The sequence below is a fragment of the Fuerstiella marisgermanici genome, assembly GCF_001983935.1.
Classification (GTDB): domain Bacteria; phylum Planctomycetota; class Planctomycetia; order Planctomycetales; family Planctomycetaceae; genus Fuerstiella; species Fuerstiella marisgermanici.
Genome location: NZ_CP017641.1, coordinates 302489 through 328453 on the forward strand (window position 1 = coordinate 302489; position 25965 = coordinate 328453).

General features: G+C 56.3%; 1 protein-coding gene. It reads left to right on the forward strand.

Translation table 11 applies throughout. The features are described 5' to 3' along the window. The first annotated feature begins 642 nt into the window (after window positions 1-642). Window positions 643-25779: a pre-peptidase C-terminal domain-containing protein gene (locus Fuma_RS01075; RefSeq protein ID WP_077022499.1), complete on the forward strand. Its 25137-nt coding sequence runs from the start codon at window positions 643-645 to the stop codon at window positions 25777-25779. Window positions 25780-25965: the final 186 nt, after the last annotated feature.

Sequence of the window (25965 nt, forward strand, 5' to 3'; positions counted from 1 at the left end):
GAACGCGTTTTTGATCCCGAAAACGCCATGCGACGGCGGCATTCTTTCCCGCCACGCGCTTGAGTGCTGAGCGTGCGCCGCAAGTCGCCTTGATCTGTTCCTGACTGGTGTGCAGTGGGGTATTCGGACGCCTGCCTAAGGTGTTTCTGTTGGTTGCTCAGGGGCAATCATGTCATCTGGCCCCTGCTGTTCATGCGTCACCTGCAGCAGCGGCACGCGCGAGTGGCCGAACACACTGCAGAAACGCGTTTCTGCATCCAATTGCTGCGTCGCCATTTGGTCTGCGCTGCGACTCACGAGCGACGTCACGGCGCCGTGCCGTCTGTGGCAAATTGACGGGCAGTGATCGTGAACGCCTGTGATCTAACACGGAAATTTCAATTTCTAATTTTTTTGCTGGACTTTGCGGTGTTCGGTTACGGGATAATGCCCGTCCATATTGGTGCGCCAATCTGCGCTTTGTGCAGAGCTGCGTGCTGTCAAAAACTGTTCAATTGTACATATAATTTCGTCTGCTGCTGCGGGTATCTACGCTACTCGCGGCCTCCGATCGCCAAAAGTTCTGGTGCATTGGGGTCAATCAGGTGACTGCCTGTCAGATTCAAACATTGTTTTGATCAAGAAGGTCTTCAAGGACGCAACATGCTGATTTCTTCATGGCTCACGTCGTTTCGCACCCGTCTCCAGGCCCCTCGTCGTCGCGTCAGGCGTCGTCCGGCAGTCACGCAGAAAGCGGCTCGGTCATCCGAAGTTCTTGAACCCAAAGCGTTGCTCACGTCGCTGGTGGCAGTTCGCCCCAACGAAGGAGCGTTCTTTAATCTCGACCCATTCGGTGTCCCGACCGAACTCTCGCAGGCACCCGCCGAACTGACGCTGCAGTTCAGTTCCGGAGACGTCATCGATCCTGCTTCTGTGAACACCACAACCGTGCAGATTGAACGAGCGGGCCATGACGGCACGTTTGGCGATGGCAACGAGCAGCCGGTGACGCTCGGTTTTGTTGGGATCGGCGATTCACCCGAAGAGGTGATTGTGCGGTTTGCAGAGAACCTGCCGGACGACCTGTACCGAATCACCCTGGACGGCGACAGTGCTTCGCCAATTCAGACGGACCTCGGCACACCATTGAACAACGCGACCGACGTGACGGTCGATTTCTCACTCGATCTGGGCGCGAAAATTGTGGGCATCGTGCCTCAACCGGTTTCGCATGATGCCGGCGGCGGGCTGGTTCAGGAACTGGACCAGATCGTGCTGTACCTGAACGAAGACAAACTGGACCCAACGTCTGCGGCCAATCCGAACTTCTACCAGTTGATCCCGGCTACCGGAGGAATTCATTATCCAACGGCCGGCGGAGTGGACTACGACCAGGACGCCAATACGATCACGCTGACGTTTGCGAACGACATTGATCAGTTGGCTGGCGGAGGTGTGTATCGGTTGCGAGTGGGCGTGGCCGATGTGTTGGCCGACAACCTGAGCATTGTCGCAGCGGGCAGCGACGACAATTCCAGCTTCGCGACGGCGCAGAATCTGGGCACGCTCGGCACGGATGTGATTTCCGTCACCGCTTCCATTTCGGCTCAATCCGCCTTTACGTTTCCGGCTCTGCCCGGCGGTGAAGATGAACCGGGCCATCGACAGATCGCGCCTGAGTCGCATATTGGGGGAGCGGACACGTCGTCGACCATTCCAACAATTACCTACAACTTTCCTGATGAGTACGGTCAGGTGCTGGGGCAGCCAGTCTTTAACCAGATTACGGATAACCAGAGAACTCGGGCCCGTGAGATCTTTGAGTTGTACAGCGAGGTTGGCGGCGTTCAGTTTGTTGAAGTGAGCAACACTGTCGTCGGAGCTGCGATGTTCGGAATCGTGACTGGGGACCCTCGCGCCGTGGAGGCGTCAATTCCTCAGGGCGCGGCGAGTATTGCAGGCGACAACGACAACGGCGATCTGCTTGCTGTCATGAACGGCTTAACAGATTACGGCACCAGCGAATATGGCGCCTCGTGGTTCAGCACGGCAATGCATGAAATCGGTCACCTGCTGGAACTGGATCATTCCTATGACCTGCCATCGATCATGGGCGCACCGATTTCCGGCTTCAGCACCAATGGATTTTCCGGCAATCCCATCGAAGGCGTCTTCCCGTTCGACCATGACAAGACTCACTTCCAACGCATTTACCGGCCGGACAGCACGGACATCGATCTGTACGAATTTACGCTTCCCACAGACGGACAAGTTTCGGCCACGATCTTTGCAGAACGCACCGGCAGTCTGCTGGACAGCACTCTGCGCATCTATGACAGCTCCGGAAATCTGGTCAGCCGCAATGATAACTTCTATAGCTTGGACGCCGGGATTTCGCTGGCGCTGGAAGCGGGTACCTACTTTGTTGGCGTGAGTGCTGCGGGGAACGAGGACTACGATCCGAACGTAAGCGATTCTGGTTTTGGCGGTTTCAGCAATGGAAATTACGAACTGCAGATCGACTTTGACGGCGCTCCCACAGCGCAACTGGTTGACACGGACGGTACCGCCTTAGACGGTGATTCTGACGGCCTGGCAGGAGGTGTATTCGACTTCTGGTTCGATGCAAACAGCACGACCAATACCATTTTTGTAGACAAGACCAACCCGGACGCTCCCGGCATTCAGGACGGAACGATTGACCATCCGTTCACAGAAATCGGTGCCGCCGTTGCGTTCGTCAACGCGACAAACCTCGCCACACCAGGTGCGATTGACGTCATTCGCATTGTTGGCAACGGCGGGGCGGATAATGACTTCACGACACTTGCTGACAATGAGGCGTATCTGATCGGTCGCAACGACAGCAATATGGTTCTGGAAGACGGTGACGGGATTGTTGTTCCCAAAGACGTCACAATGGTGGTCGACGAGGGCGTCATCTTCAAGATGCAGGAAACGCACATCGACGTGGGTTCGTCTCAACAGGGAGTTGACCGCAGCGGAGCCGCGTTCCAGACGTTGGGTGTGCCGCTAAACAACGTGATCTTCACGGCGTACGGCAACGATGCTGTCGGCGGAGATGACGACGGTGTGACGGACGGAGCGAACAATGGTGACTGGGCTGGCGTTGTGTTCCGGAACGATTCGGATCAGGAAGCCGACGGCATTTATCTGAATCATCTGCAGCAAACCAACATCACCTTTGGCGGTGGCCTGACAGCCAACGGCGATGTCTATGCGCCGATTCATCTTGAGACTGCTCGCCCGACGATCATGTACAATCGTCTGACGAACAATGCCGATTCGGCCGTGTCCGCCGATCCAAACAGCTTCGAAGAATCGCTTGACCGCATTGGCCCGGACATTCACGACAACTACATCGTCGACAACTCAATTAACGGGATTGTGGTGCGTACAAATTCGGGTTCAGGCCAGAATGCGCTGCAGTCACTCGACGTACCGGCTCGCTTTGATGACCTCGATATCGCTCACGTCATCGTCGACAATCTGACCATCGCCGGAACGCCAGGCGGACACCTGGACACCGGCGGACGCATTAACGGGCGTCTGCAGATCGATCCGGGCGTGGTCGTGAAACTCGACCGTGCCCGCATTGAAGCTCTGCGAGGTGATTCGCAGTTCATCGCTGAAGGAACACCGGAACGCCCCGTTATTCTGACATCGTTGAGCGACGACCGTTACGGTGCGGGCGGTTCGTTCGACACGGGTGGCGATGGCGCGCTGTCCAATCGTGATCCCGGTGACTGGGGCGGCTTGATTTTCAACGCGTCGTCCAGCGCCAGCATCGACAACGCTTACATCGCTCACGGTGGCGGCCGGATTCCGTTTGAAAACGGATTCACCGAATTCAACGTCATCGAAATTCATCAGGCCGACGTGCGTATAGCGAACAGTCGCATCGAACGTAATGCCGCAACTGCAGTTACCGGCACACGAAATGGGCGTGGTCCGAATGACGAAACCACAATCTTTGTGCGCGGTGCTCAGCCGATCATCGTGAACAACGACTTTCGTGATAACGAAGGCAGCGTGATCAGCATCAACGCGAATTCGATGCGGTCAGAACGTCAGGGCGACTACGGAACAACGACGGGGGAAGTTTCCGCATTTACTGAGCTGGAAGATAACTATGGTCCGCTGATTCGCCTGAACACTTATCAAAACAACAACCTGAACGGCCTGGTGCTGCGTGGCGAAGAACTAACAACTGAAGTCACGATGGACGACTTTGATATCGCTCATATCGTGAGAGACGAAATCTATGTCGACAATCACCACACCTTCAGTGGCCTGCGTCTGCTAAGCAGCTCTGAAGGCAGCCTTGTCTTCAAGATGGATGGTACGAATGCGGGCTTCACCGCTAACGGGCGTCAAATCGATATCGACGACCGCATCGGTGGCACGCTTCAGATTGTTGGAAACGGCCAGTTCCCGGTCATCTTCACTTCACTGGCAGACGACCGGTACAGTGCAGGCTCGGCTCCGGATGGCAGCCGCGTCTTCGATACAAACAACGACGGAATTGCCGGAGTAGATGCCGGGGCAGCGACACCAGCTCCTGGTAATTGGCGTAGCCTGCGGCTGGATGAATATGCGAACGATCGGAACGTTTTGTTCGTTCGCGAAGACGAAGCCATTCTGACTCAGGGAGCCGACGAAAACGGTCAAACATTTGCGGCCCAGACAGTTGGCAATCTCGCGAAGGACGAAAAGTCGGGGGATGAAAACAACGCCCTCGGTTTCGAAATCCAGGGTTCAATTGCGCTGGACAATCCCGGCGATGTGGACATCTACAGCTTCAATGGCGTTCCCGGTACGGAAGTGTGGGTTGACGTGGACCGTTCCGGCAGCACGCTGGATTCTGTTGTCGAACTGGTGCAGTTTGACGGCACGGTCGTTGCCTGGGCGGGGCTGGCGGGGAACAACACTTTCGGCGGGACAGCCGCACCGATCACGAAGGACGCCTATCTCGGCCCCGACTTCTACACAGTGAACCCACGAGATGATGGTTTTCGAGTCACCCTACCGGGCAGCGGGACCGACCCGCAGGAATACTTCGTCCGCATCAGCAGCTTCAACGGCCTCACATCCGGCGATTACGAACTGGAACTGCGGTTGCGGCAAGTGGACGAAAAGTCCGGTTCGACCATTCAGTTTGCCGAAATCTCCTACGCAACGAACGGCATTGAAGTCATCGGACTGCCACGGCATTCGCCACTGCTGGGAGAAGCCGCCGAAGACGGCGATGCGTCCAATACGCAAGGCGGCGCACAGTCCCTGGGCGACCTGCAGAATTCGGAACGACAGGTTATATCCGTTGCCGGCAACATCGAGAATCCCGGCGACATCGACTGGTTCCAGTTCACACTGGGCTACGAAGACATTCAAGCCATTCCTGGAGTTAACGCTGGTGACAAGACGTTTTCGACGGTCTTCGACATCGACTACGCCGACGGTCTGACGCGAGGTAACCTCACGTTGAGCGTGTTCGATGGAAGTGGCAATCTGATTTTCGTGGGTCGCGACTCTGACATCATCGATGATCAGCCGGCATCGGGGCAGGGTTCAGACGTCGACGATCTTACGCGGGGGTCGTTCGGAGAACTCGATCCGTATATCGGGCCGGTTCAGCTTCCGGCTGCGACGCCAGGTTCGGATATCACCTACTACGTGGCGGTCAGTTCCGACGGCCAATTGCCCACGCTGCTGAACCAAACGTATCAGCAGTCCGCAGCTCAGGCGCATATTCGGCTGGAACCTATCGATTCGATCGCACGCATTGCTGAAGACCACATTGGTTTTAGTGGCTACACGACGGGCAGCTTTCCGCTTGGTGAAATGACCACAGTGGATCCGACACAAGGGCCACTGTTCGATATTAGCAATGCCGTGGCGCTTAGCACACACGTGCGCGAATTCACGCTGGATGACGTCAACCTTTTCCTGTCCACCAGCAATCGGCTCTACACAGTAAACCCGGAAACCGGGGATTTAAAAACGGACATTGGTGCGCTACCAAACGGAACGAACGGAATTGAGTTTCGTGGAGATGCGCGGCTGTTTGCTTACAACGACCTGCAAAATGTCCAGAACACGGTTGGCGTTACAAACGAAGTCGATCCGCGCACAGCGGGCACGACGGCCCTTGGCAACGACAGCATTCCCAACTTCAATGCAAACACAAACCCGCCGGATCCGAATCAGGTAACCAGCGACAACGCTCACGCTCAGGCATGGCGAATCGATAACCTGGTGAATAACACTTACGACCTTTATCTGGCAGTGCCAGATGGTCAGGGTTCCGGAGGTTCCGCTCTGTACCGAGCCAATCCGTCCAATGGATCGGCCGCAGTGGTACAGAATCAGCCGTGGGGGCGACGTGGCGCGATCACCGGCGCGGGAGTGACGGGGGAAACGACCGGGATGGTCTTCCGTAATAACACGCTGTTCGGCGTCAACACGAATGGAGACTTCTACACGATCAATATCGGGTCTGGATCTGCCAGCCTGATCGCGAACGTGGGCTTCGGCCTGCGTGACATCACACCTGGTCCGCAAAACCTTCAGGGGGGCTTCTTCGCCAATCTGTTTTTCGGCCTGACCACGGATAATCGACTCATCGCATTCGACGCGGCCGGGACGCTGCAGCCCATCTTTGACGGGGCCACCTCCATTGGCCTCGATGTCGGTGGTGCGACGGGCTTGGCATTTTCACCGCTGGACTTCAATCTTTGGCACCCCACCGAACAACGCAATAATGACGCGGGACACGGCATCAACACCATCGCGACCAACGCGCGCGTCACTCCGGATCTGTTCGGACCACGGCTGGTAAACGGTCGACCGACCAATGAAGGTTCCGGGGGTGCGAGCTTTTACTTTGGACTGGAAGACTGGGTCAGCAATCCAACAAATTCCCGTCGCTATTTCACCTACGGGGGCGGACAGCTTGGAGTTGACGCAAGCATTCAGCGGCATCTGACAACAGCCGGGGGCGGACTGGGAAGTTCGTATGACCTACCCGGCGGCGCATACGGTGTTCTCGAAAGTAACACTTTCGATTTGAGCGCTTATTCGGACAGTGACAAGCCGACTCTGTACTTCAGCTACTTTCTGGACGCCGAAGATCATTCGGGAGCCGGCCCTGGCAGCACCGCCTTTCGTGATTCGGCTCGAGTCTACGCGGTTGACGATGACACGGGGGAATCGTTCCTGCTGGCCACCAACAACCCAACCCTGTCACCGCCTATTGCCCCTGGCCACAGCCAGGGCGAACTGCCCACACATATCACGGCTTCCAGCGAATCTGTCCCCGGGATTCCGGAAAGTCGACCGAACCAGCGCGTGCAGCCATTGTTTGACGACGCCGACTGGCGCCAGGCGCGAGTTGACCTTGCGGACCTCGCTGGACGCTCGAACATCAAGTTGCGTTTCGAATTTTCGACGTCGGGAGCAGGAAAAGACAATCAGTTTGGCGACGATTTCGGTAACCCTTCCAGCAATCAGACCGGACAGAACAACGACCACGAAGGTTGGTATATTGATGACATCATTATTGGATTCAGCGAACGCGGCGAGGCGGTTACCGGTCCCAATCGCAACAACACTACCTTCTTCGCGACGCCGACCAATCCGGTCTTTGGCGACCCAGCTGTCAATCTGACTGGGCGCTATCAATTGGAAATTCGTGAGGGCACGGAATACGTCTCGTCGAGTGCCGACGGTCTGGGAAATCCGATCAATTCGCTGGTGGCAGACACCAAGATTACCTCCGTATTCGACACGAACGACCGCTTCATCGCAGATCCCGCCCAACCTGGGTCTGTGGGAAGCATTGGTGACCAGAATGTGCATCGTGATCAGGGCCAGGTCACGATTCAAAACAACAGCATTCACTTTGCTCGGGATGTCGGCATTCTGATCAACGCGGCACCTCGAACCGCCGATGGTCTGTCTGCGCCGGGAGCACCACGCAATTTTGATAGTCTTAACACGAAGCGTTGGGCTCCAGGAGTGACGGTTCAGAACAATATTGTTGACAACTTCGGCGATACAGGTATCCGAGTCAGCGGTGACAACGCCGGTGGAGCGGCTGCGGCTGTGCCGTTTGGCAAGATTTTGAACAACACTGTCTATGGCGGCACCACAGCCAACGGCGTTGGCATACGCATCGAACACAACGCGGCACCAACACTGCTGAACAACATCGTGGCCAACACCACGACCAGCATCTCCATTGATGGCAGCCCGAATACGCTCGCCGACACAATTATCGGTACGACTCTGTTTAGTGGAAACGGTGCCAATCCAAATCGAGGCACGGACTTCATTGATCTGTCCGACACCAACGACCCGTTCTACGTGCCCAATGCACCTCTGTTCGTTGATCCGGACAACCTGAACTTCTACCTGGACGCGGGTAGCCGAGCAATCGATAGTTCGTTGAATCGGCTGCCGGACCGTTCAGAGTTTGAATCGGTCAAAAATCCGCTGGGCATTCCTTCGTCGGACACTCTGACGCCTTCGTATGACCGCTTCAATCAGCAGCGAATCGACGATCCGTCGCAGATGAGTGCTTCCGGTCTCGGTTCGCGGATCTTCTTTGACCGCGGGGCTGTGGAACGAGCCGACTTTATTGGACCGTTCGCTGTGTTGGTCAATCCGTTAGACGGAGCACCGCTGGATCTGGACCCAACTGACCACAACGTGCTTCGCATTGAAGCGACACACCTGACACAGTTTGTTGTGCAGTTACAGGATGCCGGCATCGGTATCGACGATAACTTCGTCACGGCTTCTCAGTGGGAACTGAAACGCAACGGTCAGATTCTGACTGAAGGTGTTGACTATCGGTTCATCTACAACCCGGTAACGGACGAAGTGATCTTCCGAGCTGTCACCGTGTTCGAAACAGACCGGCACTACACGATTACCGTGATTGACCGAAGTTCCGGATCGGGCATCCGCGACCTTGCTCGCAACTCACTGCAGGCCAACCGTTCGAACGGCGATGTTCGGTTCGAGATCGTGCTGGACAACGACGCGAACGATGCGCCAGTCAATCTGGCGCCGAACATGGCGATGACAGATGAAGATACGGCCCTGACTTTTGAAACGGGCACACCGATCGCCATTCGCGTGTCAGACCGTGACACGTATCTCGGCAATAACGAGATCACTGTGACTCTGTTTGGCAACCAGGGCACGCTGATTCTCCCCGAATCTATCACGACAAATGTCGCTGGTGATGTGGTGACCTTCCCGTCTGCAGCCGCAGCAATTGGTGATGAACTAACGATTCTGGACAACAGTGATTCGGCCAATCCCGATCGAGTGATCTTTACGTTCGTCAACGCCGCTGATGTCCCTTCGCCATCGGCAACACAGATCGCCGTTGCTGCGGGCGACCTGCCTGATGCAGTTGCTGCTGCGGCTGCGGCAGTGATCAATACTTATTTTGGTGCTGCGGCTCCGGCCACAGCGGCGGCTGATTCCATTAATCTGGCTGCGGACTTTACAGCATCACGTTTGCTGACTGTGGGCACGAACATCGAGGTTGACGGAGCGACCCAGATTTCCGTTCTGGACGGTGCGACCGTCATGGGCGAACAGTTCACTGTGGGGATCGTGCAGTTTACGTACGTCGATCAAAATCTCGTGCCTTCACCGGAACTCGATCAGATCGCCATCGATCCGACGGACACCGCTGCAATGGTGGCCACAAAGACTGCTGCAGCCATCAACGTGGTGCCGTTGTACGGCCCAGGCACGGCGGAAGTGGACGGAACAGACGCAACTCAGGTGAACATTCTGGTTCCCGATCTGTTCATCTCAAACACAGACGGCACGTCAATCGGCGTGGATGGCCAGCAGGTGACCTTCCCGAATGGTGCGACTGTCATCGGCGAAGAAATTGACTTTGACGGCACGGTCTACCGATTTGTTGACCTCAACGATGGCGTGCCAGGTGCTCAGGAAATCGGAGTTGACCAGACATTCTCGGCTCAGAATGTGGCAGCAGCTGCACTGACTGTGCTTAATGCGGACTTTGGACCGGGCACCGCAACGCGGGCAAGCAACATCCTGAACCTGGTAGGTGTGACGCCAACCTCAGTGATTCCACTTGTTTTGTCGGGCAGCGAATTTGCTTTGCCAGACGGTGCCACAGTGATTGGTGATCATATCGCCATCGGAGGCACAGCCTTCACGTTCATCGCTCCACCGGTCGCTCCGTTCGTTGCATCTGCAAACGAAATCGTGATTGATCCTGCGGACGACGCAGACACGGTTGCTACGAAAACCGCCGCCGCGTTGGACGCTTTCTTTGGAGCGGGGACAGCCACTGCTGCGGCCAGCGTTGTCACGGTGCGACGCTTGACGGTGGCGGGCATTACGCCAACAGCGGGTGTTTCCGTTGTTACACTGACGGGCGATATCACTCAGGTGAATCAAGCTCTAAACGGTCTGCAGTTCCTGCCTCGTCAGGACTACTACGGTCCGGCGGGCGTGACGATTCTTTCTGAAGACAATGGCCAGTTTACTCAGAATCCGGCAAACCGGATCAACATGCTGGACATCGACACGATTCCGATCGTCGTGAAGCCTGTGAATGATGATCCGACGATGGATGCGATCGCCGGTCAGCAGATCATTGAAGACCTGGACACGACGCCGATGGATGGTGTCAACGATGTGCAGACGGTTAATATGTCCAACATCACAGCCGGTCCGATTAACGAACTGGAACCGCTGGCGGTGACGGCGGCTCTGGATGCGACGACGAATGTCGCGTTCGCCAGCGGCGCGAATGTGATCGGTGAAACGCTGACGATTGCTGGCAATGCTCTAGTGTATGTTGACGCGGCTGTTGTGGCGTCTCCCGGGCCGTTGGAAATTGCTGTCAATCTTACGGATTCGTCAGAGGCAGTGGCCGCCGCCACAGCCGCCTTTATTAATGCTGCGTTTCCTGGCACGGCCGAAGCAGCGTACAACTTTGTGGCGCTGAAGGTTGATGCCTCGCAGGTTAGTGGCTCGTCGTCAGAAGTGTTTTCGATCAGCAGCCAGGATGATCTGATCACTGGCCTGACCGTCAACTACACCAGCCCGGACGAACTCGGAACGCTGCAATACAGTTCATTGCCAGATGCGTTCGGCATCGCGTATGTCACCGTTACGATTACAGATGGTGGCCTGAACCGCACATTGGACGGCATTGATGATGCCGTTGTGACTCGCGAGTTCAAGATTACTGTCGTTCCTCAAAACGATGATCCGACGCTGGACACGATTGTCGATGTGAACATCACCGAAGATCTGGACGCTGACGCTGACGATCTGAACGACGAAGTCGTTGTGCCACTGACCGGGATCACTCCGGCACCGGCCAACGAATTGGAAGACCTTTCGGTCACGGCCGTTGTTGCGGACACAACGATCGTCGCCTTCGCGAACGGCACCAATGTGATCGGCGAAACGCTGACAGTGGTTGCTCCATCGGGCACCGTTGTGCTGACGTTTGTCGACATTGCCACTACGGCAGTCGGCCCAAATCAAATTCGAGTCAATCTTGCGGACACCACGATGCAGGTGGCGTCCGCCGTAGCGGACGCGATCAACAACCATGCAACCTTCATCGCCGACGGCATCGCGGCTGTGCAGACTGAGAACTCTGTATCGATCAACATTGCCAGCACTGAAGTGAGCGGCAGTGATGAAGTGGATGCGACGTTTATCAGCAATCAGGACGACCTGATTACTAATCTGACCGTCGATTATCTGCAGAACGCTGCAACGGGAACGCTTCGCTTCACACCGGGCCGCAATCAGTTTGGTGGCACGGTTACAGTGACGGTTACTGTGGAAGACGCTGGCATCGATGCCCTGTTGAGCACGGATCGCAACGATGCTGATCCTCAGAAACAGAACAGCATTGTTGAACAGGTCTTCACTGTCACTATTCAGCCAGTAAACGACGCTCCAAATCTGGACGCCGTGGCCGATCAGACGGTGGACGAAGATAGCGGGACTCATCCTGTCGACCTCACGGGCATCTGGGCGGGCATCGACAATCCTTCCGGCGTTCGAGTGCTGAATGAACTGGAAGATGTCACCGTCACTCACCAGCTTCACAGCACAACAACGGTTGCCGTGGCGGCTGGCGAAAACGTCATCGGCACAACATTGGACTTTGATGGCACCACCGAGTTCGAATTCGTTGACGCCGCCATTGTCACAACACCGACCGATGTGCAAATTGCGGTGAACCTGACCGATTCGACTCAGGACGTCGCATCGAAAGCAGTAGCCGTCATCAACGCTAAACTCGGCGCAGGGAAGGTTGTTGCTTATTCCAACACGATCAACACTACGGAAGCCATGACGATCACCGGCAGTTCGTCCGAAGCCTTTGCGATCATGCAGGCTGCCGACATTGTCACCGGCTTAAACATCACTCACACGCCGCGTAGCGAAACTGGGGTGTTTGAATACTCGACCGTTGGCGACCACTTTGGCCAGGTGATTGTCACTCTGACGGCCACTGACGCTGGGCTGGATGGCATTGCTGGTAATAGTGACGACGCGAAAATTGACCGCACGTTCATCATCACGGTGCGGCCGCAAAACGATGATCCGACGTTAGGCGGCATCACGGATATCACGATTGATGAAGATCCTGATACGGATGCCGACAACAGCAACGATGAACAGAGCTTTGTGATAACGGACATTGGCCCCGGCGCAGCCAACGAACTGGAAGACCTGCAGGTGACTGCAACGTTGACCGACACGACGATCGTGGCATTCGCGACCGGTGCCAACGTTGTCGGTGAAACTCTGACGATCGATGGCACGGTATTGACGTTTGTCGACGGCACCAGTGGCGGTCCATTCGGAGCGGACGATATTGCCGTGCTGCCAGCTGACGACACAAGTGCCGTCGCGGGCAAAGTGGCGGCTGCCATCAACGCTCACGCCGTCATCACCGCGCCTGCTGTGGCGACTGTGAATTCTGTGGTGATCGAAATTGATAGTGCCCTGGTTTCTGCCAGCGACACTGTGGATGCGATGTTCATCAGCAATCAGGACGATCTGATTACGGGCCTGACCATCGACTACAACTCGCGAGAAGCCACGGGCACGCTGCGGTTTACACCGGGCAGGCATCAGTTCGGCGGAACGGTGAACGTCACTGTTGAAGTTGAAGATGCGGGCATTGACGGCCTCTTCAGCACGGACCGTAACGATGCAGATGACCAGAAGGTCAACCACGTCACGACTCAGACGTTTACGATCACCGTGCTGCCCGTTAATGACGCACCGAACCTGGATGAAATCAGCGATCAGGTTGTCGCCGAAGATTCGGGTACTCATGACGTGGATCTAACTCGCATCTGGGCGGGAATGGACCTCCCGGCTGATGCGCGAGTCGTTAATGAATTGGAAGACATGGATGTCACACAACGACTGCACAACACGACGACGCTGGCGATTGCCGCTGGTAAAAACATGGTCGGCGAAACTGTGACAGTCAGCGGTGAAGTGTTTACCTACGTCGACGCTGCGTTCACTGTTCCAACGGCCAACCAGATTGCCGTCGCAGACACCGATTCGACACACGTGGTCGCTCAAAAAACAGCCGACGTCATCAACGCTCATACGAATCCGCTGCTGGGCGCAGGAACAGTCGTGGCCAGCTACAACACCGTCAACACGGTGAAGGAAGCGGCAATGATCGTTGTTGATCCGGCGTCTGATCGTTTCGCAGTCATGCAGGCGGCTGATATTATCAACAGCCTGAGCATCAGCTACATGACTCGCGATACCACCGGCACGTTCAGCTACACCACGGTGGGCGACAACTTTGGTCAGGTCATTGTAAGTATCACCGCAACGGATGCAGGGATTGACGGTCTGTTCGACGGCGTGGACGATCTGGAGATTGAACGCACGTTTACAATCACGGTCGTCCCGGTCAACGATGATCCGACGTTGGATGCAATCGCAAACATCACGATCGACGAAGATCCCGATCTTGATGGTAACCACATCAACGACGAACAAAGCTTCACTCTTACGGGAATTACGGCGGGCCCGGATAACGAACTGGAAGACATTCTGGCTTATGCAGAGCTGGCGGACACGACGATCGTCGCGTTTGGTAACGGCACGGCTGTACTGAATGAAACTCTGACGGTCGGTGCTGTCACGTTCACCTTCCGCGACTCATCCACCGGTCCGTTCGGCCCAACCGACATTCCTGTCAGCCCGCTGGGCAACACGATGCATGTCGCGACGGCCGCCGCGAACGCGATTAACGCTCATCCGACGCTTGGCGTTTCGGCTGTGGCAACGGTCAATTCCATTGCCATCGAAATCAACGATTCGCAGGTTTCGGCCAGCGATACAGCAGATGCGATGTTCATCAGCAATCAGGACGATCTGATCGCCAACATTGCCGTTGATTACGACACGCGAGACAACACCGGAACGCTGCGGTTCACTCCGGGACGTCATCAGTTTGGTGGAACGGTGAACGTGACGGTCACCGTTGAAGATTACGGCATCGACGGCCTGGTCAGCACGGATCGCACCGACGCAGACGGTCAGAAACGCAACAACTTCACAACAGAAACATTCACCATCACGGTGTTGCCGGTCAATGACGGCCCAAATCTGGATGAAGTGTCCGCTCAGGAAGTCGACGAAGATAGTGGCACACACACCATCAGTCTCACCGATATCTGGTCCGGTATTGAGAATCCTGCCGATCTTCGAGTCATCAATGAACTCGAAAACCTGCGGATCAGCGAACGTCTGCACGACACGACAACAATCGCGATCGCGGTTGGTGAAAATGTTATCAATGAAACGCTGACGATTGACGGCACCGTCTTTACGTTTGTGGATGCTGCGACCAACCCATCGCCGACTGATGTGCAGATTGCTGTTGATCTGACAGATGCGACTCAGGTCGTTGCTTCTAAAGCTGCTGCGGTCATCAATGCCAAGTTGGGGGCAGGCTCAGTCACTGCCTACCAGAATACGATCAACACCACGACCGACCTTGTTGTTTCGGCGAGCTCCACAGACACGTTTGCGTTGATGGCGTCCAGTGACATCATCGACGGCTTGAGTATCAATTACACGTCACGAGACACGACCGGAACATTCAGCTATTCGACTGTCACGGACGCCTTCGGCCAGGTAATCGTTTCGCTGACCACGGACGACGCCGGCATCGACGGCGTGTTTGGTACGGGAGACGATGGCCTGATTGTGCGAACGTTTACTATTAGCGTGAAGCCGATCAACGACGCCCCAAATATGGACGTCATTCCAGATCAGTTGGTCGACGAAGATGCTGCTGAACAGTTGGTGCCGTTGACGGACATCTGGGCGGGCATCAACGTGTCTGACGACGCGATGATCGTGAACGAACTGGAAGATATCGACGTCACAGCTGATCTGCACGACACAACATCGGTGGCCATCGCCATCGGTGCCAACGTGATCGGTCAAACGCTGACGATCGATGGCACGGTATTCACGTTTGTCGACGCGACTGTGACACCGACGCCGACATCCGTTGAAATTCCCGTCAGTCCGATCGACTTCGACACTGCCGGAGCTGACGCGACTCGAACAGTCGCAACTGCAGCCGCCGCTGTTATCAACGCGGAACTGGGTGCAAACACTGTCGTTGCGTACGAAAACACGATTAACACCACTGGCAACGTTACGGTAGCAGCCAGTTCGACCGACACCTTTGCGATTATGCTGTCGTCGGACATTGTCAGTGATCCGCAGATTGACTACGTTTCACGTAACCCAGCGAGCACCGGTACCCTGCGGTACACGCCTGCCGGCAATGCATTCGGCGTCGTTATCGTTACTGTGACCACCGAAGATGCCGGCGTGGATGGCATCTTTGAAGATGATTCCAACACGATCGGCGTTGACGAAAGTCTTGACAATATCGCGATCACGCGAACCTTCACCATCACGGTGAATCCCATCAACGACGACCCGACGATGGACGAAGTCGATGGTTCCACCGTTTCTGCCGGTACAGAAACGGACGAAGACGAAGCTCAGCAAAGCGTGCCTTTGACCGGTATCACCGCGGGACCGATCAACGAACTGGAGGACATTCGCCTCACGCCGACGTTGCACGACACGACAACGGTGGCCATCGCCATTGGCGAAAATGTGATCGGCGAAACGCTCACGATCAACGGAACGGTGTTCACGTTTGTTGACGCCGATGTGGTCACTTTGCCAGGCACCACAGAAATCGCCGTTAGCATGACGGATTCCACCTTCGAAGTGGCCGTTCAGGCGGCCGCTGTCATCAACGCGGCTCTTGGAGTCGATACGGCCATTGCGTCGTCGAATACGGTTAACATCGCGTCGCCGGATGTCGTGGCAAGTTCAACGGCCGCTTTTGCCCTGATGTCTGCATCAGACGTGATCACCATTGACGGCATCGACTACGTGACTCGCAATCTCGCCGGAGAAGGCACATTCCTGTACACGCCGGTTGGCAATGCGTTCGGCGTCGTGACGGTGACCATCCGCACAGAAGATGCAGGGGGTGACGGTCTGCTTGAGACGACGGCCGACAACAACTTTATCGAACGCACATTCACCATTACCGTGAATCCAGTGAACGACGATCCGACACTGGACGCCGTGCCGGATCAGGCGCCAGTGAATGAAGATTCGGGCGAACATTCGGTTCCACTGTCCGGCATTTACGCTATGGCACTGCCGTCGGTGAATGAACTGGAAGACATGACCGTCACCGCAGAACTGGCGGACACAACGATCGTGGCTGTGGCGGTCGGCGACAACGTGATCGGCCAGTCACTGACAATCAACGGCACCGTCTTTGAGTTCGTAGATCTTGCCACGACGACTCCGAATGGAACTGACATCGGAGTCAACCGCACAGACGATACCTCCGCCGTTGCGGCAGCTGCTGCGGCTGTGATTAACGTCACCTTCCCGGGCATGGCTATCCCCACTCAGAACTCTGTTGCTCTTTCTACGGCGAAAGCCAACGTCAGCGGTACGGATACGGTCGACGCATTTGCGATCTTCGACCAGAACGACCTGATCGCTGATTTCGCTATCGATTACACCACGAGGGACACGACGGGCACCTTCCGATACACGCCGGCAGGCCATCAGTTTGGCGGTCCTGTTACCGTGAAAATCACCGTGGAAGACTGGGGCGAAGACGGGCTGCTCGAAGACAAGTCCGGCACCCTGCGTGACGAGTCTGCCGACAATAACTTCATCGAAGAATTCTTCACGATTACTGTTCTGCCGGACAATGACGACCCGAATATGGCCGCCATTGCCGATCAGGATACGACGGAAGACGCCGCTGAACAGAGCGTTTCGCTGATCGATATCTGGGCCGGTGTGGACACCACAACGGGCGTTCGAATCACGAACGAGCTCGAAGATATCGCGCTAACGCTGGAATTGGCAGATACCACGACTGTGGCGTTTGCGGCGGGCGGCAATATGTTCGGCGAAGTGATCACCGTTGACGGCAGTGTATTCACCTTTGTGGATGCGGCAGTCACACCATCGCCGACGAACCTGCAGATCGCAGTGAGCGACGGCGATACCACTCAATCTGTGGCCACTGCCGCCGCTGCGGTCATCAATGCAGAACTGGGAGCGGGTACGGTTGTCGCGACTGACAACACCATCAGCACGCTGAATGCAGCGACGACCGTCGCGGTTGCCGCAACGTCGGACCGATTCGCTGTGATGACGGCAAGCGACATCGTGACTGATCTGGCGATTGACTACACGTCGCGAGACACAACCGGCACATTCCGTTACACGCCGGTGGCGAACAACTTCGGGCAGGTGCAGATCACGATCACCACAACCGACGCCGGTGTGGATGGCATCTTCGGCAACGGGGATGACCATGCGATTACGCAATCGTTTAGCATTACCGTGGAACCAATCAACGACGATCCCACAATAGATGTCATCGCCAATCAAACCGTCACCGAAGACGATCCGGAACAGAGTGTCACGCTCACGGGAATTCATGCCATTCGCCTGCCGTGGACAAACGAACTGGAGGATATCCGGCTTTCGGCAACGCTACACGACACGAGGACCGTTGTCGTAGCGATCGGAGACCGAGTTATCGATGAAACGATCACGATTGGCTCGACCACATTTACGTACGTGGACGAAGCCATCACTCCGTCACCGGACGCGGATGAGATTGCAGTCCTGCGAGGCGACACGTCTCAGACAGTTGCGACCAAGACGGCTGCACGAGTCAACGCACTGCTTGGCGCGAACACAGTTGTTGCGACAGACAACACCGTGAACACGGCTTCCACAGCCGTCTTCAGCTCAGGTGACGCGTTCTCGCTGATGTCGTCGTCTGAGATCGTCGATTCGGCCAGCATGGCGATCGATTACAACTCCCGCGACAACACGGCCACCTTCCGTTACACACCGATTGCGAACGCCTTCGGTCAGGTCACGGTGACCATCACCACCGAAGATGCCGGTGTGGATGGTGTCTACGGTACGGGCGACGAACGGTCCATCGATCGCACCTTTACTATCACCATCGTGCCGGTCAACGACAATCCAACCCTGGATCCGATTGCCGATCAGGACACAACAGAAGACTTCCCTCAGCAGTCGGTACCGCTGTCTGGTATCTACACCATTCAGCAAGTGGAACACAACGAGCTGGAAGATATTCAGTTGTCGGCAACGCTGGCTGCAACGAAGTCGATTGCTGTCGCCACCGGTCAAAACATGATCGGCGAGTCCATCACAGTGGGCGGCGTGGTATTCCAGTACGTCGACGCTGCTAGTAGTCCGGTTCCGGCTCCGCAGCAGATCGCTGTGCTTAGCTCGTTTGATACCAGCCAGGTGGCGAATGCTACGGCGATCACGGTGAACGCTTTGCTTGGCGGAGGAACGATGACTTCTGCCTTCAATACCGTCACCACGGCTGCCACCGTGGCTGTTAGTAATACGGATCGCTTGGCAGTCATGGACGCCGCCGACATTATCACCGACCTTGACTTCACCTACACCTCGCGTGACACCACTGGACTGTTCCTGTACACACCGGTCGCGCATGCGTTTGGGCAGGTTACCGTCACAGTTACCGCCACGGATGCGGGCGTGAACGGTCTGTTCGGTGATATCGGTGACCTGCCAGTTTCGCAGACGTTTACCATCACGGTGCAGCCGATCAACGACACCCCGGTCATGGATCCGGTTGCTGATCAAACAGTAGACGAAGATGCACCTGCACAATCTGTTAGCCTGAACAACATCTTCGCAATTGCCCCGTCGGAAGTGAATGAACTGGAAGACATCGCGTTCACCCACCAGGTTCACGACACACGGACCATCGCGATTGCTGTTGGAGCGAACGTAATCGGCGAGAGCATCACGATCAACGGCAATGTGTTCACTTATGTGGACGCATCGCTCGGTGGAGCGGCCGTAAACGAAATTGCTGTGTTCGCCAACGATCCGACTCAGCTTGTCGCTTCGAAAACAGCCACCGTCGTCAACGCACTGCTCGGCGCGAACACGCTTGTGGCATCGCATAACACGGTTAACACCACGTCGGATGTCACAACGGTCGCAGTCAGCAACACCGACCGCTTTGCCGTCATGACAGCGGCAGAAGTTATCACGGCGACCAGTGTCAGCTATGTGTCACGCAACAGTGGCGGGACGTTCAACTACACGCCTGTCGCAGATGCCTTTGGCCGGGTGATCGTGACGATCACTCAAACAGACGCGGGCGTAGACGGAATCTTTGGCAGTGGCGGAGATGACATCTCCGTGACGGACACCTTCACGATCACGGTCGTTCCGCAAAACGACTTGCCAACTCTGGACGCCACTCTGGACCAGGTTGTCACCGAAGATGCTGGCATGCAGACGATCGATCTGACGGGCATCACGCCACGACCAGCGAACGAACTGGAAGACATCCGAGTTACTCACGACTTGCACAACACCACAACCGTGGCTGTGCCTGTCGGGTCTCGGACATTCGGCGAAACGCTGACGGTTGGCGGAGTGCCGTTTACGTTTGTCGAAGCGGGCGTTACGCCATCACCGACATCGCAGCAGATCGCCGTCAACGGCAATGATTCGACGATCGACGTGGCGACTAAAGCGGCTGCTGTGATTAATGCTCGACTGGGTGCTGGCACCGTACTGGCTAGTCGCAACACGCTGAACACAGCGTCCAGTGTGACGGCCAGTTCCAGCACGAAGTTTGCCATCATGGCGGCTGGCGAAATCGTCGACAATTTGAATCTTACCTACGTCTCCCGTGCTGACAGTGGCACGCTGGACTACACGCCAGTGGCGAATGCGTTTGGTGTCGTCACGATCACCGTCACAACGCGAGATGCGGGTGTCGACGGGATCTTCGACAACAGCGACGACCGGGTGATCACGGATACGTTCAACATTACTGTGGACGCCGTAAACGATTCGCCAACACTGGACGCGATCGCCGACCAAACGACAGACGAAGATGCGACTCAACAGCAGATTCCACTGTCGGGCATCTACAACATCGCTCCACCGACGACCAACGAACTGGAACATCTGCGAGTTTCTCACACGCTGCATGCGACGACGACGATCGCTGTCGCAAATGGTGCTGACGTTGTGGGTGAAACTCTGACGATCGATGGGACTGTCTTCACATTTGTCGATGCTACGACAACCGCGGCACCGACGTCAACGGAGATTGCCGTTAACGCGGCGGATTCGACTCAACAGGTGGCCACGACCGCCGCTGCCGTGATCAATGCAGAATTAGGTGCCGGCACAGTTACGGCTGTTCATAACACGCTGAATACCGAATCCACCGTCGTAGCCAGTTCTGTAACGGCCTTCGCCACAATGCCTGCGTCTGGCATCGTGCAGGGGCTCGCCTTTAACTACAACAGTGGCGACAACACCGGTTCGATGCGTTACACGCCAGTTGCGAATGCGTTCGGACAGGTCACGGTCACTGTGATACTCGCCGATGCTGGCGTCGACGGTATCTTCGGAACCAGCGACGACCTCTCGACAACCCAGACGTTCAATATCACGGTTGCCCCTCAAAACGACGCGCCCGTGCTTAACGGATTGGGCAATCTGACCAACGTTGAAGACGGCCCGGAAGGTTCTGCTCCGCTAAGCGGCATTCTGAACATCGCGGCACCGACGACCAACGAACTCGAAAACGTTCGTTTCGAAACCGAACTGCACGCGACTAATTCGGTCGCTGTGGCGGTCGGAAGTAACGTGATCGGTGAGAGCATTACGATCGGCACGACGACGTTCTCATACGTCAACGCCATAACGGTGAATTCGCCAACGCCGCTGCAAATCGCCGTCTTCCCGGATGACTCCACTCAGAACGTAGCCTCGAAGTCCGCTGTTGTGATCAACAACCGGCTCGGTGCGAACACTGTCGTCGCCACAAACAACACGTTGAACACGGCTCAACCGGTTCTTGTTAGTTCCACTGACCGATTCGCTGTGCGACAGGCATCGCAACTGGTTGAAGGTTTGGCCGTCGATTACGTATCACGAGCCACTGACGGAACTTTCCGCTACACGCCATCAGCTGATGCATTTGGACAGGTCACCGTGACCGTGCGAGCCATTGATGCGGGCGTTGACGGTCAGCCAGGCGGCGGCGACGACAAGGTGGCGGAACGGACCTTCACCATCACGATTGCTCCTGAAAACGACGTGCCGGTCTTTACGGCCAACGATCACATCACCAGCGAGAATGCTGCAGAGCAATCGGTGACGATCACAGGCATCGGCACACGACACGCGCCGGCGTTCGACGAATTGGAAGACATTCGCCTGGACTTCAACCTTGAAGATTCCTCCATCCTTGTCGTGCCAAACGGCGAACGAGCCATTGGAAATACCATCACTGTGAACGGCACCGTGTTCACGTATGTCGACGCTGCGTCAACCACCACACCGGTGGCTGGCGAGATTGCAGTAAACATCGGCGACACCACTCGAACTGTGGCGACGGCGACCGCCGCTGCCATCAATGCAGAGCTGGGAGCCAATACGGCTGCCGCTTCACACAACACGGTCAACACCTCAGCGACCGTGGTGCCAGGTTCAGCGACAGACTTCGATCTGTTCGCCGCTGCAGACGTTGTCGAAAATCTTGCAATCGATTACACGTCGCGAGCTACCACTGGTACGCTGCGTTACACACCGGTTGCGGATGCATTTGGCCAGGTCACTGTCACGCTGACGGCGACTGACGCCGGAGTCGACGGCATCTTCAACACGGCAGACGACGAAGTCACGACGGATTCGATTACGCTCACTGTAGTACCCGCGAATGACCTGCCTGGAATCAACCCGATTTCGAAGCAGGTGATTTTGGAAGACAGCGGTGCTCAAGCGATTCCACTAAACGGCATCACACCGGGACCGCTGGGCGAGTTTGAAGACATTCGGATCTCGGCAGCCGTTAATGCGGGCAATATCCTGGTCGTGCCGAGCGGTGGAAACGCCGTTGGTCGTTCGATACAGGTGGGTGGCGAAACATTTACATATGTCACATCATCAGCGGGATCAACTACGGACATCGTCATCTTCGACGTTGTCACATTGGTCACGAAAGATTCCACCTTCGAAGTCGCCGAAGCAACCGCTCAGGCACTGAACAGGCATTTCGGAGCCGGGACTGCAACGTGGCACCAGAATACTGTGTTGACCCTGCTGCCGATCACCGCACCATCTGAGTTTGTTGTGAAGACGGGGGCGGACATTATCTCTGCACCAAGTATCACCTACACCTCAGGCAACGCAGCTGGTTCTCTGAACTTTACGACGCTGCCGCATCAGTTCGGTACTGTCAACATGACGGTCACCGTTCAGGATGCTGGCGTCGATGGTGTGTTCAATACCTCTGACGATGGCACCACGACAGTGCCGGTTCAGGTCGTCGTCGATGCCGTCAATGACTCGCCGACGTTGAACGCACTCGCCAATCTGCTGCTGCCTGTCAGTGCCGGTCAGCAGACGATCGACCTCACCGGCATCTTCCGAGGTCCCGACAACGAACTTGATGATGTCATGGTGACTGTCACCAGCAGTAACACAGACCTCATCCCAACGCCGACCGTGCAATACCTGACTCCGCAGAACGCCGGTTCGCTCACGTTCACACCGGTTGCGGGAATGTCCGGTTCTGCCCGAATTACGGTCACCGTTACAGACAATGGTGTCGACGGCGTCTTCGACGACCCGTTGACTCCAGCGAACGAACGGGCCGACAACCGCATGGTCACGCGTTCGTTTATCGTGTCGACGCCACCAATCGTGCTGGCGCCATCGGGGACGATTTCGGACAGCACGCCGCTGCTGCAATGGACGCAAATTGGTAACTCGCCCGCTTACGAAATGCGACTGCTGAACGTCACGGAAAATTCGTTCGTGACACTGGGCACCGGTCAAACGGCGGGCACGTCATTCCAGGTTAACACGCCTCTGCCGTTGGGGGAATATCAATTCGAAGTGCGAGCCATCGATGCGTTGGGTGTGCCTGGGCTGTGGAGCCAGCCGTCGACGTTCACGGTCGCGGCTTCGATTACTGTCGTGACACCGTCGTCTGACCGACTGCCGGATTCCACGCCAACGTTTAGTTGGACAGCCGTCAGCGGTGCAGATTCGTATTCGCTGCAAATTTTCAACGATGTGACAGGTGAGTCCGTTTACCTTGTCGAAGACCTAACGATCACTCAGCACACCGTGCCATCAGGCAGCGATCTTCCGCTGGGCCGTTATCGTTACGTTATCACGGCGGTTAACACGCCGGCGAACTCTTCGACGGGAGGTACTATCTCGGCAGTCACAGAAGGCGTCTTTACAGTTTCGACGCCGCCTGAAATTGACCTACCGTTCGTGGCGATCTACGACACGACGCCAGAGATTACTTGGACGCTGCCTGCTGGAGCGGTCTCAACCGAGCTGGAAGTCTTCAACGTGACCACCAACTCCGTTCAGTTCACTGAGTCGAATATCACCGGCACGTCTTACGCGGTTACCGATTCGCAAACGCTGCCGTACGGTCGCTACGAAGCTCGCGTGCGAGCCTTCGCAGATGCCGCCGGGACGATTGCATCGGACCTGAGTACGGTCCACGTATTCCAGGTTGGAGCACCACCAGTTCTGTCTGGCCCAGCGGGTGCTGCCAACCCACGACAGACAGTGAATGCTCGCCCAAGTCTTACATGGAACGGGTCGCTTAACGGCGAACGATACAAGATCTGGGTCACCAACGTCACGTCGGGCGAAGTCCTTTACGTTATTGACAACCTGACAACGCAAAGCTGGACGCCACCGGCCAACTTAACGGTCGGCGAATACCGCTATTGGGTACAGGCGAAAACGGGAACCGGCGAAGTCAGTCCGTGGAGTAACGAATACAACTTCAAAGTCGTCACTCCGCCGACCATCAACAATACTCAGCCGTCGACCCTCGAAAGTCGGCCGACGATCACATGGAACGCTCAAACGGGCATCGATTCGTGGCAGATTTGGGTGAACAAGGTGGACGAAGTGCCCGCTCGAGTGCTCTACACAACCAACGGTCTAGCGGCTCCAACGTTTACGATTCCGGAAGACCTTGTCGAAGGACGGTATAAGGTTTGGGTTCGTGGCACGGCCGTGAACGAAACTACAGGCAGCACCACGGTCACTTCGTGGAGTACGCCGTACGAATTCGAACTCGGTGGCCGGCCAGTGATCACTCACCCGACGAACACCACAGACACAACACCGACCTTCACGTGGTTTAGTGTGGCGTCTTCAGCCAGCTACGAGATCTTCGTTTCGACAGCAGCCGAACCGGGCACGGCCATCATTCGAGAAGCTGGCCTGACATCGCCGTCTTACACGGTGACGTCACCGCTGGACAACGGTTCGTACATGGTTTGGGTGCGAGCCCGCAGTGCCGATGGAACGATTACCAAGTGGAGTCTCACGTCGCAGGCACGAGTCAACATCAACACGGTAGCGGCTCCGGTCGTCAACAACGTGCCCGGCGGATCGGATCGCACGCCAACGATTTCATGGACGGCCGTAAGCGGTGCCAATCGTTACGAAGTCTTTATCTCACGCAGCACGTCACCGTCTGTGGCCGTTATCCAGGATGCGAACGTCACAGGGACAAGCTTCACACCGACCACCGATCTCAATCCGGACGACTACCGAGTGTGGGTGCGAACGATTGACCTGGACGGCAACACGAGTGCGTGGAGTAGCGCGATTTCATTCACGGTGACCTCAACTGGTGGCGATGCCACCGGTACCGACATCAGCATGTCAGAGATTGTTCTGCTGGCTTCTATGGATGCCGCTGATGCCGCCTTTGAGGACGTGCAGGTAACCGTCAGCCACACGGCGTCCGATGCAATGGCCGCCATCGACGAAACGGCCACGAAGCCCGCTCGAAGGGTTCGTCGAGTGGTTCCGGTTGTCGTGAAAGACGCACTGCCTGCTGAAGAAGTTGTTTCCGGCGACGAGTTGATGTCGAACTGGGACGACGAGATCTGGGCTGTCGAATCTGCCGCACCGGTTGATACGGCTCCACCGACAGAATCGGCGGCGAGCGACCAGAAGCAGGCCTCTGCAGGCTGGCTGGCCGGTCTTGCGGCCCTGACGCCAGCTGTCCTGCGTCGTCGCCGCAAGGAGGAAAAGTAACGACGGTGGGCGACCTGACCACTGGGTGGCATATCCACAAAGTGGTCGGGGCTGCAGCACAGTGATCACATCTCAGATGCTGCACATTTCGGTGCCGCGGACGGTTCCCTGCAAAGCCCTCAGAGCGACAGCAGATTTCATTAACGATTCTGCTGTCGCGCCCGTTCCTGGTTTTTGAATCGCTGT